Annotated in this window: 14 protein-coding genes and 1 pseudogene; 5 read left to right on the forward strand and 10 right to left on the reverse strand. The window is 33.7% G+C overall.

Annotation, left to right across the window (positions count from 1 at the left end; all coding sequences use genetic code 11):
- A pseudogene (locus CWS31_RS15120) lies at positions 1 to 406 on the reverse strand (30S ribosomal protein S6--L-glutamate ligase); the annotation flags it as partial.
- Positions 407 to 579: 173 nt separating this feature from the next.
- Between CWS31_RS15120 and CWS31_RS15125 the strand changes: the two are divergent.
- Positions 580 to 1,431, forward strand: coding sequence for a LysR family transcriptional regulator (locus CWS31_RS15125; protein ID WP_101343045.1), 852 nt, complete (start codon positions 580 to 582; stop codon positions 1,429 to 1,431).
- Between the two features lie 170 nt (positions 1,432 to 1,601).
- Here CWS31_RS15125 and CWS31_RS15130 read toward each other — a convergent pair whose 3' ends face one another.
- The 3 genes from CWS31_RS15130 to CWS31_RS15140 all read right to left on the reverse strand — a co-directional run bounded on the left by CWS31_RS15130 (position 1,602) and on the right by CWS31_RS15140 (position 3,462).
- Complete coding sequence (locus CWS31_RS15130; protein WP_101343046.1) at positions 1,602 to 1,859, reverse strand: hypothetical protein; 258 nt, start codon at positions 1,857 to 1,859, stop codon at positions 1,602 to 1,604.
- 28 nt (positions 1,860 to 1,887) lie between these two features.
- Positions 1,888 to 2,109, reverse strand: a complete 222-nt coding sequence (locus CWS31_RS15135; protein ID WP_101343047.1) for a hypothetical protein — start codon at positions 2,107 to 2,109, stop codon at positions 1,888 to 1,890.
- Positions 2,110 to 2,466: 357 nt separating this feature from the next.
- Positions 2,467 to 3,462, reverse strand: a complete 996-nt coding sequence (locus tag CWS31_RS15140; RefSeq protein ID WP_101343048.1) for a 2-hydroxyacid dehydrogenase — start codon at positions 3,460 to 3,462, stop codon at positions 2,467 to 2,469.
- Positions 3,463 to 3,938: 476 nt separating this feature from the next.
- Here CWS31_RS15140 and CWS31_RS15145 point away from each other — a divergent pair, with 476 nt between their 5' ends.
- The 3 genes from CWS31_RS15145 to CWS31_RS15155 all read left to right on the forward strand — a co-directional run bounded on the left by CWS31_RS15145 (position 3,939) and on the right by CWS31_RS15155 (position 8,052).
- Positions 3,939 to 4,160: a hypothetical protein gene (locus tag CWS31_RS15145; protein ID WP_101343049.1), complete on the forward strand. Its 222-nt coding sequence runs from the start codon at positions 3,939 to 3,941 to the stop codon at positions 4,158 to 4,160.
- Positions 4,161 to 4,207: 47 nt separating this feature from the next.
- On the forward strand, positions 4,208 to 4,459 hold the full coding sequence (locus CWS31_RS15150) for a hypothetical protein (protein WP_101343050.1): 252 nt from the start codon (positions 4,208 to 4,210) through the stop codon (positions 4,457 to 4,459).
- Between the two features lie 323 nt (positions 4,460 to 4,782).
- Positions 4,783 to 8,052, forward strand: coding sequence for a response regulator (locus CWS31_RS15155; RefSeq protein ID WP_101343051.1), 3,270 nt, complete (start codon positions 4,783 to 4,785; stop codon positions 8,050 to 8,052).
- A gap of 181 nt (positions 8,053 to 8,233) precedes the next feature.
- Here CWS31_RS15155 and CWS31_RS15160 read toward each other — a convergent pair whose 3' ends face one another.
- From CWS31_RS15160 to CWS31_RS15180, 5 genes are all read right to left on the reverse strand, one after another.
- Complete coding sequence (locus CWS31_RS15160; protein WP_101343052.1) at positions 8,234 to 8,935, reverse strand: MaoC family dehydratase; 702 nt, start codon at positions 8,933 to 8,935, stop codon at positions 8,234 to 8,236.
- A gap of 306 nt (positions 8,936 to 9,241) precedes the next feature.
- Entirely contained in the window at positions 9,242 to 10,708 is a 1,467-nt protein-coding gene (gene rimO, locus CWS31_RS15165; protein WP_101343053.1) for a 30S ribosomal protein S12 methylthiotransferase RimO, read from the reverse strand.
- A gap of 221 nt (positions 10,709 to 10,929) precedes the next feature.
- Complete coding sequence (locus tag CWS31_RS15170; protein WP_101343054.1) at positions 10,930 to 11,493, reverse strand: CBU_0592 family membrane protein; 564 nt, start codon at positions 11,491 to 11,493, stop codon at positions 10,930 to 10,932.
- Positions 11,493 to 12,506, reverse strand: coding sequence for a substrate-binding periplasmic protein (locus CWS31_RS15175; RefSeq protein WP_101343055.1), 1,014 nt, complete (start codon positions 12,504 to 12,506; stop codon positions 11,493 to 11,495). The genes CWS31_RS15170 and CWS31_RS15175 overlap by 1 nt, the downstream gene beginning before the upstream one ends.
- Positions 12,507 to 12,508: 2 nt before the next feature.
- Positions 12,509 to 13,915 (reverse strand): hypothetical protein, encoded by a 1,407-nt coding sequence (locus CWS31_RS15180; RefSeq protein ID WP_101343056.1) that lies wholly within the window; start codon positions 13,913 to 13,915, stop codon positions 12,509 to 12,511.
- Positions 13,916 to 14,235: 320 nt separating this feature from the next.
- Here CWS31_RS15180 and CWS31_RS15185 point away from each other — a divergent pair, with 320 nt between their 5' ends.
- Positions 14,236 to 14,817 carry an META domain-containing protein gene (locus CWS31_RS15185; protein ID WP_170252903.1) on the forward strand — a complete coding sequence of 194 codons (582 nt, stop codon included), beginning with the start codon at positions 14,236 to 14,238 and terminating at the stop codon, positions 14,815 to 14,817.
- A 95-nt stretch (positions 14,818 to 14,912) separates the two neighbouring features.
- Here the strand turns inward: CWS31_RS15185 and CWS31_RS15190 are convergent, their stop codons facing one another.
- Positions 14,913 to 16,529: a cation:proton antiporter domain-containing protein gene (locus tag CWS31_RS15190; protein WP_101343058.1), complete on the reverse strand. Its 1,617-nt coding sequence runs from the start codon at positions 16,527 to 16,529 to the stop codon at positions 14,913 to 14,915.
- Between the last annotated feature and the right edge of the window lie 47 nt (positions 16,530 to 16,576).

The following is a 16,576-nucleotide window of genomic DNA, read 5'->3' on the forward strand; positions in this document are numbered from 1 at the left end:
CGCCGCCCACGTTTTTAATTAAATCTTTAATGTTATCAGGTCGGCTAGCAAAGCCAGTTCTAGGTAAACCAACGCCCTTACGCGACAACAATTGCAATGAGCGTAATTTGTCGCGTGAACGACTTATGGCCACTGATTCATTAATATTAAACGTACCCATCATTTCAAACTGTCTTGCTACTGCCGTTCCGTAAAAAGTTACTGATGCTCCAATACGCGGAATAATAGCATCGTATTTAGGCAACTCTCTACCATGATAACGCACCGATGAATGAGTACTGGTAATATCCATATAACAATGCAGCGTATCAATAATGTCAACTTCATGGCCCATAGCTTCGCCAGCTTCTTTTAAACGACGAGTTGAGTAAAGCTTTTTGTTTCTAGATAAAATTGCAATTTTCATAATAAGTTCTTTTTATTTAATTTTTAATGTATTTCTCAACACTTTAATGAATTTATTAGCATAAAAAGCGATGAAATAAGTGAAAGGCAGTGTATAGTTTGCCGGGTAACAAATAAAACGCTATATTTTGATGGGTTTAATCAAAATAATCGATTAAGGTATAAGAAACTCTAATGAAGATAGAGCTATTAAAAACATTCCTTGAAGTAAGCCGAACATTGCACTTTAGAATTGCTGCTGAGAATTTATTTATCACTCAATCAGCGGTCAGTGCTCGCATTAAATTATTAGAAGATGATTTAGGTGTGATGCTATTTGATCGAAGTCAAAAGCATTTAAAATTAACACCAGAAGGTAATAGATTAATAAAGCACGCTAATGAATTATTATTTATGTGGCAAAAAACCAAGCAAGATGTGGGTATTGCTGACACCGAAATGCGCCAATTGGTTGTCGGTTCAATCATGTCAATTTGGGATATTGTCTTACAAGACTGGTTAAAAAAAATTCATCGTAATCTTGACGATGTCAGTTTACTTACCAATAACTATTCACAATTAGAATTACGAAAAAGTTTACTTAGTCGAGTAATCGATATCGCATTTTTATTTGAACCACCGTATGTAGAAGACCTGATTACTGAAAAAGTCGCGACTGTGCCCTTACACTTGGTATCAACAAACCCAGAAGATAATAATCCAAACTTTACCTTATATAATCATATTATGGTGGATTATGGTGAAGCGGTGAATACTCGACATTTACGAGAATTTCAATTTTCACCTACCCCTAAACACCATATGAGCCAACCTCGTATTGCCCTTAATTTTTTATTAGATGCAGGAGGAAGTGCTTATTTACCAAGGCAGATGACGTTTGAGTTTATTGAAAGTAACAGGTTACATCTAATTGAAAATGCACCTGTCTATTCAAGAGATATTTTTGCAGCTTATTTAGCTAAAAGCCAAAAAGTAGAGTTGATTAAGCAAGCTATACTCTTATTCCCCCATATGCACATAAAATAAAGCCAGTGACTTTATAATAAAATCACTGGCTTTATTTTACGCTACTTATAATCGCTTATACTAAAAACAATTATAATATAGGGAAAATAACTATTTACTTACCTAGTTATTTTCTTAGTTATCTACCTGAAATATTAGTTAGCTATCTAAAATAGTTACAGAGCAAACTATTACATTTCTTCTTTAGGTAACGAACTAATTAACTGGTAATACCCTTCTTCAAGTTCTGTATTAATGCATGAAAGTAAGTATTTATTCATGTCTTTCGCTTCAATTTCATCATCAGCTGCATAATCAGTACATGATTGTAATAAGCTCAATACATAATCACTAGGCGCTTCCATTAAAGCATCTTCAACAACTTCTTCGGCGTATACGTTTGCAGAAGTAAGTGTTAATACAGCTAATGCTAACATTAAATTTTTCATAGTTATTTTCTCTTAAACAATAAGTTATTTACATATCCCAATGGTCACTAAATGAATTTAGTTGCCTATCAAGTGATTTTTGTTCGTTTATTAAATCCAGTTTTTGCCTAGTAAAATATTTTTGTTTCGACTGTAGTCTAGCTGCTTTTTTATTAGCTGACTCAGAAGACGTTTCAATATCAACCATTACTGCTGGATTAAAATTACTATCAATATCTATATTCGTATCTTCATATGTATCAGTATCCATTGCCTTACCTTACTAAAAATCGAAATAGCTCGCGGCTAGATAATGAACCTAAAGTCGCAGATAGAAAAGTGAAAAAAATTTATCTTGTCGATTAATTAATTTTATCTACACCTCACTGCTATTAAACTTATTTTTAGCCTGAATGTTTAAAAATCCTCTAACATTGCAATAATACCAACCACTGCAATAATACCAACCACAATGTATTACGTTAATAAACAATATTTTTAAAGCTGGAATAATATTATCTGAAATCCTCAAACTAATAGTAATTGCTTGTTATAAGGGAGTAAACACTCATATTTGCAAGGTTGAATAGCTGTACAATAGTTACCGATAACTTAATTACCAACAACTTTATGATAAAGGGATCAAACAAGCCTTCTCTAAATCACCAGACTCTAATGCGGTAAGATTATTTAAAGTCACTTTTGAGATTGAATCCAACGCTTCACGGGTGAAAAAGGCTTGATGACCTGTGATCACAACATTAGAGAAAGTAAGTAATCGCGCAAACACATCATCTTGAAGCACAGTGTTTGAAAAATCCTCAAAAAACAAGTCAGTTTCTTCTTCATAAACATCTAAACCAAGGTAACCTACTTGCCCGCTTTTCAAGCCTTTAATAACCGCAATAGTATCAACTAAACCACCTCGGCTGGTGTTAATTATCATTACGCCTTTTTTCATCTTACCGATAGAAGTATCGTTAATCAGGTGATGAGTATCTGCATTTAATGGGCAATGTAAAGAAATCACATCAGATTGCGTATACAACTCATTTAAGGTTTTATACTCAACGCCAAGCGCTTTAACTTTATCATTTGGGTGCACATCATGAGCAATAACATGACAACCAAACCCTTGCATGATTTTTATTAAACAAATACCAATTTTTCCGGTACCAATAACACCAATGGTTTTACCGTGCATGTCAAAACCAAGTAGGCCATCAAGCAGATAATAATTATCGCGAACACGCGAAAAAGCACGGTGAATGTTTCGATTCAAGTCCATAATCAAAGCTACTGCATGTTCGGCTACTGCATAAGGTGAATATTCAGGTACTCGTACAACCTTTATTTGCTGTTTTTCACACGCATCTAAGTCAACATTATTGTAGCCCGCACAGCGTAGCACGATATATTTAATACCTACACTAGCTAATATTTCAATACAATCTGAGGTAAGTTGATCATTAACAAAGCAGCAAACCGCGTCATGTTCGCTAGCCAATAACGCGGTAAGTTTAGTTAAGTGCGGCGTTAAATAACTAAACTCATGTTTACCATTATTAAACTTTTCTAAATGCTCTTTGTCGTATGCCTTACAACTAAATACTGCAACTTTCATAGTAACTATTTCCTTGATGGTTTTTATAGCGCTAAAGTAACATAAAATATTTACAAATAGATTCAAGCTAAAGCTAAATTATCATGCTCATTTAATATAAACAGTTTTATTTATATAAAGTATGTTGCTCTTTCGAGTTACTTTTACAGCAACTGTTTGGCATTTAGACAAGACAGAGCATGTGACTTGTAACTGGCTACACGAACATATGAAAACGCAGTATAAATTTCAAACAAGTGCTGCCTTTAAGTTCATTTAATAAATTTTAACCCTGAAAGATCAACAGACCCTAGATACATTATTTAAATTTACAACAAAAATTTTACATTAAATTATTATTGATAACCTGAATTAAAGATCTAAAAAGTTGATAAAAAACATTAATTGTAAACATAAAAATTTTTCGCTTTTAAATTTTCATCGATGGGAACATTATTTACCGAAAATACAACGATGACTTTAGTAGAAGGTAATGAATGAACGTTGATGAATCTGACAGCTTAACGATTGATGATGATGATTTTGAAGACGATGCTGATATTGCTGCTTTTGAAAAAGCAGAGGAGTCTAGCAGTAAAAAAGTAATGAGAAAATTAGCAAAACGCAGATGTCTCATTCGGGAAAAATTATATGCGTTGAATGAAAAAATATACCTTGATAGGCAACTTAATACCTTAAGTGACTATTGGGATTTGTAACTTTATTCTTCGTAACATCACTTAACTTTAATCAAATGGACACAACAATGAAAAAAATAATTTTATCTTTAGCTCTTTTAGCATTAACTGCAAACTTTGCGAATGCAGAAGAAGATAATTCAGAGCTTCAAGACGCGCCTGTAGACACGGTAATGGAATTTTTAAGTTACTGTACTGAAAATGCAGCTGAAGATAGTGTGGTTGAAGTAGAAATGAATAAATACTTATTAGTTTGTATCAACGAAGAATTAACCGACAGTTACTTCAACACTATTAGCGTTGTCCCTACTCAAGAATAATAACCTAAGCCAATAATATGCCCTGACTTCACGCCTCTGCATATTATTGGCTAACCATCAAAGTAAAATATTTACTCAAATACTTTAGTTCGAGTTCTAGTGCTAGTTCTACTTATTCAAGTCTAAACCTTATTTGTCGTTCAAGACGAGAAACCTCTCTAATAACGGGTAATTGCCAGCTTTAATAGCGCAGTTAGCTAATACTAAAATTAACACTAATTTTCAAAAGTACAAAAACACCTTAACTTCAAAAGTACCTTAGAATAATAGGTACATTTGCACTATACTGATAAATAATAATAAATTAAGCTGCGGTACTAAATTTGCTTTTCTTCAAAAACTTATCAACTTCTAAACCTTACATGACTTTTTTAGCCTTAATTGCAATTGTTAGCGCGATTGGTTTAATAGAATACATGATTATGGGTATTCTCCCTTGGTTTGAAACGTTGTTTCCTCATATCAACCGCGCTATTTTAGTTTCAGTATTATTAAGTATTTCAATATCCCCTGTTATTTATTTTATATTTGTAAATAAGCTCGCCAAGAACAACGAGAATAAATCAAATATTCGCACTAAATTGTTAGTCTCTGCGGGATTACCACTTATTATCAGTATTTCTTTAATGTTAAGCATAGTTAACGATAAACAGCAGCAAATTATAGAACTTGAATTAGCACAGAAAATTATTAAATTTGACATATTATTAAGCGACTTCGTTAATGCATATAACGAAGAATTAGTACTGAGTACTAATTTTACCATTAACCCTGCGACAGTAGAGCGTGTGAACTTAGTCGAAAAACGTAAAACTCTAGACAAAATTATTGAAGACTTACTACAAACCCTTAATAGCCACAATATTGATGTAGGTAGGTTTGATCAGAATTATTTAGCCAAATTTAACCACAAACTTAAAGATGTAAGACTTCAAGTAGATACACATGCAATCAAACTACCTTACTTAATTGATTATTTTGTTGAGGTAAATAATGAAATTATTAGACGTTTATATAACTTTTCTGAACAAATTCATAATAGCGAAATAGAAACAAAACATTCTAATTATTTAACTTTATTAAAAATAAACGCGTTAAATAACATTAACCATTTAATCTTAAATGCAACGGTTTCTTTTGAAGATATAACCGGTTATAAAGTTGATATCAGAGATTTTAAGAAACAAGTAAGAAACCAAAATAACCAAGAAAAAATTTATTGGAATATCTTTAAATCAACACTTGCTGAGGAAGATAAAGCTGAAGTATTAGAACTGTTAAATGACGAAGTTATCAGGAAAGTAGCGGAAAGACAAACCGCATTAGTAGAACAAGAAACTGAATTACTTGTGGCTAAATTAGGTGTTTACATTGGTTATAACGGTTTAATACATCAATTTAAAAATGCCGTATTACGAGATGATAACCAATATCAAGTTAAGTTTTTAACCTTGTACGGCGAAGTAAACCAGGTTATTTCACGTTTATCAGATCTTAATCAATATAATGATCAAGCGATTTTACACCTTGATGCGTTTCACACTGTAATTCAAGAGTATAAAGATAAATTATTACAAATTAATCCATTGAGAGAATCAGGTAAATTAGCTTCGCAGATAGATGAACTTGTTGCTATTGATGATACCAAAGCAAATGAAGCATTGAAGTATTTAAATAGTAACCTTTGGGAATATGACCCTCAATATATGCTTGAGTTAATCAAACAAAAATCACACATCATTTATGCTATTGAAAAACTATTAAGTGATAAAACACAAGCAGTTTTAACTAATGTATTAACCAATAAAAAACAAGAAACGTATTTAACCGCTGTAATTGCATTAATATTAAGTTTATTTGTAATCACCTTATTAATTGTGACTAGCCGAAATATTTCGATCTCCTATCAAGAACGTATTATTGCACTAAAAAAAGCTGAAGAAGCGGCACAAATGAAGTCTGAATTTTTAGCAAACATGAGTCATGAAATTAGAACCCCCATGAATGGTGTATTAGGCATGTTAGGTTTACTCAAAGATAGCGAGTTGAACAAAGAGCAAGCACACAGAGTAAGCGTTGCGAATTCTAGTGCTAATTCATTATTAACTTTAATCAATGATATTCTTGATTTTTCAAAGGTAGAAGCCGGAAAGTTAGAGTTAGAATATATTGATTTTAATTTACGCGACTTATTAGGAGATTTTACTGAATCTATCGCACTTTCAGCACAAGATAAAAACATTGAAATCATTATTGATTCAACTAAAGTGAAACAATCTTTAATTAAATCTGATCCTGGTCGCATTCGTCAAATATTAACCAATATTTTAAGTAATGCCATTAAATTTACTGATGAAGGTGAAATACTTATTCAAGCAAGCCTTGAACCTTCAACTAAAGAAAAGCACTTTATATTTAACTGTAAAATTCAAGATACTGGTATCGGTATTCCCGCAGATAAAATCCCATTATTATTTGGCGCGTTTAGCCAAGTAGATGCATCAACCACCAGAAAGTACGGCGGCACTGGTTTAGGATTAAGCATTACTAAAAAATTATGTAATCTACTCAATGGTGATATAACCGTTACCAGTGAGCTAGGTAAAGGTAGTTGTTTTGAAATAACGCTTTTAGTGGAGAAAAGTGAATCATCAACCATAGTTGTGCCTGCAATGGATAGTTCAAAACTAAATATTTTAATTGTTGATGATAACCAAACGAATAGAGAAGTTTTACGCGGACAATTAGAGTGCTGGGGGATCACAGTAACTGAAGCACAAAGTGGTGAAGAAGCCTTAACACTTTGTAACGAACACTTTTCATCTTCAAACTCCCCCAGATTTGATATTGCTTTATTAGATATGCAAATGCCTGAAATGACAGGGGAAACTTTAGCCAAAAAAATTAGAGAAAATAGCAACTACAACACAATGAAGTTAGTTATGATGACTTCAATGGCTGAACGCGGTGACGCTAAACATTTTGCCGACATAGGTTTTAGTGCTTACTTCTCGAAACCAACAACCACTGTAGATTTATTTAATGCCTTAGCTGTTATTACCGAAAATGGCGAAGCCCTTAAACAAGCTTCCCCCTTGATAACTAAACATTTTACTACATCACTAAGATCTGACAATCCAGCGACTCAAAAAAACCTTAATAAAGCTGACACTAAACCTAGCATGTTATACGACTGGCCTGATAAAACTCGTGTATTACTTGTTGAGGATAATAGAGTGAATCAAATGGTGGCGCAGAGTGTTTTAAAAAATATGGGATTAACTTCCGATATTGCTGCAGACGGTATCGAAGCAATCAATAGTTTAAAAGATGCTATAGCCATAAAACCTTATACTGTTGTAATTATGGACTGTCAAATGCCTGAAATGGATGGTTATGAAGCAACTAAAAGAATTCGTTCTGGCGAAGCTGGTGTAGAAAACACCTCTATTCCAATTATTGCTATGACTGCAAATGCAATGCAAGGCGACAAAGAAAAATGTCTTAAAGCTGGCATGAATGACTATTTATCGAAACCTATCGAGCCCGTTAGCGTATTAGCCAAACTGACACAATGGTTAAATACAGAGTAACCACTTGAATAAATTGCTCAGTTGCCAGCAAAATTAATCATCTAGAGATAATGAGTAGCAATCTAGAAAGAAGTAATCTAAAAAGAAGTAAATAGTAAAAAAGAGGGGGTAGATTAGATCCTGTAAGAATATCAAAATCTAGCCCCTCTTTTTTAACTTAATGATGACTAACGCCATTAAATTAAAAATATAAACGTAATACGGTTTCAGCAACACACGCTAAACGTTTACTCCCCTCAACTTCAATACTTACTTCGTTAACAAGTTCAATACTACGTTTCATCGGCACTAAATTAACTAATTTTATACTTGCTCGGACACGTGTTCCTGCTTTTACAGGATAAGGAAAGCGTACTTGGTTTAAACCGAAGTTAATTACCATTTTGGCTTCTGGATAAGGGTTACTATCCAAATTAACCGAATTAGTGAGTTTGGGTATTAAAGATAAGGTTAGAAATCCATGAGCAATTGTCGACTTAAAAGGAGATTCTTTCGCCGCACGTATAGGATCTGTATGTATCCATTGTCTGTCACCGGTTACTTCTGCAAATTGATCAATACAATCTTGCTCTACCGAGTGCCATTCTCCAACAAAGGTTACGGTATCCATTTTCTCAAGCAGATTTGCATAAGTTTTCGCCGCTTCAGGTACTTGTATTAACAACTCTTCGCTTTTATTCTCTTCAGCTTTACTTTCTTCCGCATCAAAAGGATTAAATTGAGAAAACCATGGATTGTTTAGCGTATTTCTAAATGGCATGGTTATTTTATTGCTGATTAAATCTGATAAGTTTTTAAATTTAGGCTCTAATTTAGCAATGAACTGATCATTTTGATTTTGTAAATTTTTCTTTTTTTCTCTAATAAACGCTATAACTTTCATTTAGAAGCCTTATCAAACTTTTGATATGTAACTTGAATACTAGATAAGCAATATTTCACAATAAAGTTATGTAAAATAGTTTCATACTTTTATAAAACTTATTATCCAGAATTCAGGTTATATGATTTCTGTGAACACTTGTAATGTACACTATCTTATTTGAAAATATAAGCTTAGCAATAATAATCAATTATGATATTGGTAAAGTTAATGGCAAGTTTTAGCACCAAATAAGTGTATATTCCACATTATCTTTAGTTACAGTATTGCCAAGTCACACAATAAATTATTGATATGTAAGACCCGTTAGTCTTCTACGCGAACGCCCCAAACATCATGTTCGTCGGCATGAATAATTTGTACCCAAATTTGATCGCCAGGCTTGGCATCAAAATCATCCGATAAATACACTTTACCATCAACTTCTGGCGCGTCCATGTATGAGCGGCCAACAATGCCAAGGTCATTAATTTCATCAACTAAAATCAAATACTCTTGGCCAATGCGAGCTTGTAATTTGTCAGCGCTAATTCTGGCTTGAACTTCCATAAAACGCTGTAAGCGTTCTTCCATTACTTCTTCTGAAACATGATCAGGAAGTACATTTGCAGTAGCGCCTTCAACAGGTGAGTACTTAAAACAACCTACACGATCTAATTGCGCTTCTTCTAAAAAGTCTAACAACTCTTCAAATTCTTCTTCAGTTTCACCAGGGAAACCAACAATAAAGGTTGAACGGATCACTAACTCTGGGCAAATTTCTCGCCACTTGGCAATGCGCTCTAATACTCGGTCTGAGCTACCAGGGCGTTTCATCAATTTTAAAATACGTTTGTTGGCATGCTGAAATGGAATATCTAAATACGGTAGAATTTTACCTTCTGCCATTAATGGAATAATTTTATCCACATGTGGGTAAGGATATACATAATGTAAGCGTATCCAAACGCCCTGCTTTGCTAATTCTTCACACAATTGTTGCATGTGAGTTTTAACTGGCATCCCTTCCCAAAAATCTGTTTTATGTTTAACATCAACACCGTATGCAGAAGTATCTTGTGAAATAACCAATAATTCTTTCACGCCAGCTTTTACTAAACGTTGTGCTTCACCGAGTACATCACCAACAGGACGAGAGTCTAAATCGCCACGCATTGACGGAATAATACAGAATGTACAACGATGGTTACAGCCTTCTGATATTTTCAAATAGGCGTAATGTTTAGGTGTTAACTTAACACCTTGTGGCGGCACTAAATCAATAAATGGATTATGAACAGGCTTAGGTACGTGTTTATGTACTTGCGTTAATACTTCATCATAAGCATGAGGACCAGTAACACCAAGCACATTAGGGTGAAGTTCAACAATTTCATCTTTCTTAACGCCTAAACAACCAGTAACTAACACTTTGCCGTTAGCAGCAAGCGCTTCACCAATAGTATCAAGTGACTCTTGCACTGCTGAATCAATAAAACCACAGGTGTTAACAATCACAAGCTCTGCATCATCATAGCTATTGGTAACATCGTAACCTTCAGTGCGAAGTTGAGTAAGAATACGCTCTGAATCGACTAAGTTTTTAGGACAGCCAAGACTTACGAAGCCCACCTTTGCAGCGCGGTTTGCTTCTGGTTTTGCATTAGCTGAGCTAACAGCTGCTTGGTGTTGCTCTTCAATCATTTTAGACGGAATGTCTAACGTGGTTGTTTGGCTTTCGTTTGAATTAGCACTTTTTTTAGGTGCTTGCGGGTCGAATGTTTCTACGGTCATAATGCTCTCAACTTACTCAATATTTTTTACTAGCGCTTTAATTAATAATTTAATTAATAAAGAGTAGCGTCATAAATGGTGGTTTAACTGCCTTTATTACAAACTCAGGACTTTCTTAAAAGAGCAATAAGGCAGTTGTTTAATGCGTGGGATTATACAGTAATGTTGTGGGAGGATGAATAATTGTTTTATTACAGCTCCATTTGATTTTGAAAAAATTATTAATCAATTAAATGTACTTCGTCCATTCTCGTATAAGCACCATAAGCTGATATTAAAGCCCAAGAAACTTCTAACGTAAACACCGGCCAGTTTTGTTGGCTCCACAAAATAGGCAACAAAGCACTCGCAGCATAAAAGTTCAATAATAAGTAATTTATATGCTTTAATTTTTTACTACAAAAAAGTAAGTAAGATAAACAAAACACATAACTTGATGACCAACCCAAACAAGTATAAAAAGCATATGAGTAAAAACCTTGTTCAAAACCTATATAAGCAGACCAAATAAGTATCAGGATAAAGCCTAGATAGAAAATTCTTTTCGACAAAGGTACTTTTGCTACATCAAACTTTATGAGTAATAAAATAGAAATAAGCGCCCAAAAACCGTTAATAACCACCGCTTGATATGAAACGATAATTAACGAGCTAACCACTAAAGCCAATGCGGCAATTAGATTACCGGCATAGTAAATATTTGGTCGCCAATTTTTTACCACCGAAATATAACCATGATTAAGCAGATACAACACTGATCCAAACCAACCTAAAAGTACAACCATTATTGGATCTCTAAATGCATATTTTTTATATAAAGCTCTTTACCGACGTGCGGGCCGTTTAAAACCACAACATGGCTTAAATCAATCATGCTCTTATAAAGGCGATCTGTAGTTGAAGGTAGTAATATTTTATCACTCCAATTCAATATTAATACGCGGGTGCCTTGGGGTAATGTGTAGTAGTCGGTAATTTCTGCAAGTGAGCTTTGCCCTACAATAGCCGGATATCCTTCAGCAGTAATAAGCCTAGCAATATCTTTTGGCTTAAAGCGCTCTAAAGGTTGTAATTCTAAGCTTTTAATACCTTTAACTTGAGCTAGTAAATCATTAATTTCAATGATTAATGCTTTTCCATCTAACGTATCAGGCGCAATAACATGTAAGGTGTCATGCCCTTCTATCTTATCAATTTGCTTAATTAACAATGCTTGGTCGAGATATTCTTTATTGAGCAAACTGTTCATTACGCTCTGGGTCATGGGTAGAAAATCAATGTCATTGCGAAATAAGCTTTCTAACGCTTCTTTTTCACTGGCATAAATTATCGCATCCGTTAAGTAAGCATCAATAGTTTCACCATAGCTATAACCTGAAACTCGACCAAATTTATATTGCTTAAGTTGGGTTAAATCCAGTTTGCTCTCTCGCTGCCTATTGTAATAAATATGACTAGTCACACTAAAAACAGGCTCAGAAAACAGTACGCGTGTTTCTCGCTCAGTAGTTTTAAAATACGGAAATGCCGCTTGTTGTTTACCTTTTGTAACTAGCTCAAAAGCTAAATCATAGTTTTGATACCGCCAATCAATCGTTAATTGATTTTGACTCAATACTTGTTTAAGTATATTAGCCGCAGTACCTAATGGTTGGTTTTCATCATTAATATAAGGTGCCCATTGACTTGTTGCAACTGAAACAGGTTTTGCCCAACACAATTGCGTAGTTAAGCCAAGTAATAGCCCAAGTGTTAAAGCTCGGATAAAAAGCAATGAGGTAGTCGTTATATTTTTCATTATTAATTTCGTTTTATGTAGCGGTATACAATGATGAGTAACAAGGTTAAGCCAAAACCAAAAGAGAACATAATATCGGCATCAACTTCAGCTATAAGTCCTAAGAAAAACGAACTTTTATTATCGTTATAATCAAGCGCTGGCCTGCTCATCATTTCACGACTAAATTCAGTAAGGTAAAGAGATAATTCAAATACGGCGAAAAAGCTCAAGGTGACAAGTAGAAAATCCGTCATTATGGTACTGCGTTCGCGTTTTTTATTATCTACCTCAAGTAGACGAGCATTACAAACTTCGATCATTCTCTCTGAGTTTTCAACCAATTGGTTAAACTTCCAGTATTCTAGAATTTCTTCTAGTAGTGCTCTATTGGGTCTATTTAAAAACTTAATATTTTCAAAATAGGCAATTTGATTCAATCGACATGCTGTACGCGTAGTAGCGAGTGTTTTATCAATTTTTTGTTTTTTATCTTGTGCGTAAGCCATTTCAATAGCACTTCGCAAATCACTATTACAATGCTCTTGCGATATATAATAATACTGAGATAGCACCATCATTTGTATATAAGGATCTTCACCGATAGGTTGAGCATGTTTAACAGCGTAATTGAGCCAAGTCATAGAGTAATCTTTTTTTCCACTAATAATATCAGCCGCATCTTCAGGTCTACTCGTTTTCTGTAACCACAAGGTTAAAATGCGTTGAATATTAACTTGCGCTAACTGTTCATCACTAACCAGCATAGTACGTGCAACCCAAGTACCAGCTTTAGGAGGGATTTTTTCTGCCAATATAAAATCATCAGACAATTGCAATTTAAGCTGTTTTAAATCGTGATAAAAATCTTCGAAACAATGTTCAACTTGTTGTTCAGCTAAACATTGTACTTTCGATTCAAGAGACTTAACTAACTCATCTGTTACTTTATCCATCGCTGAAATATCAACAACTAACTCAATTTCTGCAATGGCGATATGGTTAGTAAAAACATGAAACATTACCTTACTGTCATTTGTACCTAACTCACTTGGGCTCCAACATAACAATCGAACTTCTTTTGAGTTTTGCTCTGTCGATTGATATTGCCTTGCTTCATCTTGCTGACCTACCACATTAACTAATTTACCTCGCCATTTTAATGGTGTTCGGCTTTGATCCATATTTGTTAGTACGTCTAACTTTATCGTTTTAAGTGCCGCCGTAAATGATGATGAAAACTGATCAACACCAAGATGTAAACTTAACGGCGAATAAATAGGCGCAATAGCACGAAAACGTAGTTTAGTATTTTCCGCTGAAGAATTAACAGCATTAATACTTGAGCAGCTAAAATTAACATTTTGGGTTGTTGGCGTTGCTGTAGGTGTTACTTTAGGTATTACAGGAGGTTTTGTTGCATTACTCATACTTAAAATACTTCTAAATTACTTTTAACGTATGATATTCAGGTTATCAGTTCGTTTGATAAACATCTATAAATTAAACTTGTAATCTTAGTTATACATCTGATTTTTAACAAATAATTAACTAACTAATCAACTAATTAATAAGTCTGTTATTAAACATAGATTATAAGCTCGATAACAAATGAATACTTGTAATTGGTAAGAGAAACTTCAACAATTTGGGTTTGAAAACTTTACCAGTTAAGCTCTACAAATTATCTTCACTAACAGATTTTTATGAATTAGCACTAAAAGCCTAATTAAAACAAATGGGTATAATAATGAAAAATATAAATAGAATGATGGTTAAAGCTACAATAAAAAACCTTAACTTTACTTTATTGCCAAGTTTAATAGTGGCAACCTCTTTACTTACGAGCTGTAGTAACCAAGTAAATGAGACGCCAAAAAATGATGCGACAATCATTAACTCGAAAATAATTAAAAGTGAAAGCTATCCACAAAAAACCTCGACTAAAAGTACAACAACTCAGCCATATTATTTACAAAACCATCGTTGGCAATGGCAAGGCAGTTGGTATAACAATGACACAAAAATAATTCCAACTAAGCCTAGCCTTTATCAACTATCATTTTCAGAAAATGGGCAACTCAATATTACTGCTGACTGTAATAGCGCGAATACCACATATTCGACCAATGGAATAAATATCAATATCAATAAAAACTACCCTATCACTCAAGCTTTCTGTGGTGAGGCAAGTTTAGACAACAAATATTTGCAAGATTTAATGCGCGTTAATTCCTGGTTGGAGCATCAAGGTGCATTAATTTTAGAGTTAGAGGGCCACACAGGGCATATGAAGTTTATCCCGCTTATCAGTAGCGAAGTAGATAAATAGTGAAATGGAATGAGTAACTAGTCTAGCGATTTAACATTAATTTCACATTAAAAAGGAGTGTTACTCAAATGGGTAACACTCCTTTTTTATGGCTATTATTCTTTAAATGAGCCTAACGACATACTCTGCTTCACTAACAAGGCCGCTGTTTCTTGTTCTGCGTGTACAAAAGATTTAATGGCTATCTCAGATAGCGTAATCTTTTCTTCAATACTATTTACCTTAACAACTAAATTTGCATTAGGGTAATATTCAAGTACCGACTCACAAATTATTTGTTTGTTTTTCAAACTGTTCACAGTGATGATAATACTGCTGGTTTGATCAACTTTTAATGATTCTAATACAGGTAGCTTATCTAAATGACCAAAGTACGCATTAAAACCGCGCTTTCTTGCTAACAATACATGCTGTAAGTTATCTGAAATAATTAAAAACGTAACGCCGCGATCTGCAAGCTCTTTTGCTACAATGCGCCCTAATGTTGTATAGCCACAAACAATAGTATGATTAGTGGCACTAACAGAATCAATTTTATCTGACTCAAAAAATTCAACAACAAAAATAGATGCAATCTTATAAATGTTATTCACCATAAATGGCGTAATGATCATAGACAACACAGTAATCAATATAAGAAAACTACCTAACTCTTCCGTGATTATATTTTGGTTCAGTGCTAAGGCAAATATAGCAAAAGAAAACTCTCCAACTTGACACAATGCTATAGCCGACTTTATTGAATCACTTTTATTGGCTTGCTTAATCATTAACACATAAATAACCAAGGCTTTAACTAACATTACCGCGACCAATAAGCCTAATACCCAATGTAAATTCATCATAAAGTAACTAAAATCTATTTTAGTTCCGATAGAGAAGAAAAAAGCCCCTAACAGTAAATCTTTATAAGAAGCGATATCTGACTCAACTTTTATATGAAATTTAGTTTCCGCAATGATCATTCCTGCGATAAAAGCTCCCAAAGAATACGTAAAGCCTACCTCGTGCGCAATTAATGAAGCGCCTAATACAATAGTAAATACTGAGCTTAAAAATAGCTCTTCCATACGAGCATTGCTTGAGAAATGTAATAACCAGGTAATAAGCTTTTTACCTAGCGTAAACATAAAAATAATAATACCGGTAGCATAAAGTAATGTATTTAATAACACGTCGGTAACAGACAATTCGTTATTTGATAAAAAGCTTAATAATAATAAAATGGGGATAACCGCTAAATCTTGAAAGACTAATATCGCCACAGACTTTTCACCATAAGGTGTCACAATATCTTTAGATTTTTTTAAATAAGGTAAAACAATAGCGGTTGAAGATAAGCTGAACGATAGCGCAACAATAATAGATGCAGTAGCACCTAAACTAAAAATATAGAATGCTGCCACATAAATAATAATAGAGCTAAAAGCAACTTGAATGAAACCATTCACAAATATTAGCTTTTTCAGCTTGTCCAACTTAGCAAATGACATTTCTAAACCAATAGTAAACATCAAAAAGACAATGCCAAACTCCCCTATAAGATCTAACGAATGAAGATTTTCACTGCCATTAAAGTCAAATATGTTACTGACGATAGTGCCCGTAATAATATAACCAATAATATGTGAAATCGAAAACTTGGTTAAAAATATATTGATGACACTAGCTATTGCCAACGACAACGCAATAATGACAAGGATTGAATCCATGGTATTTCCTTTGATAATAAAGATGAAATTAAAGAACGTAATAAAAA

It is taken from the genome of Colwellia echini (assembly GCF_002843355.2).
GTDB lineage: Bacteria > Pseudomonadota > Gammaproteobacteria > Enterobacterales > Alteromonadaceae > Colwellia > Colwellia echini.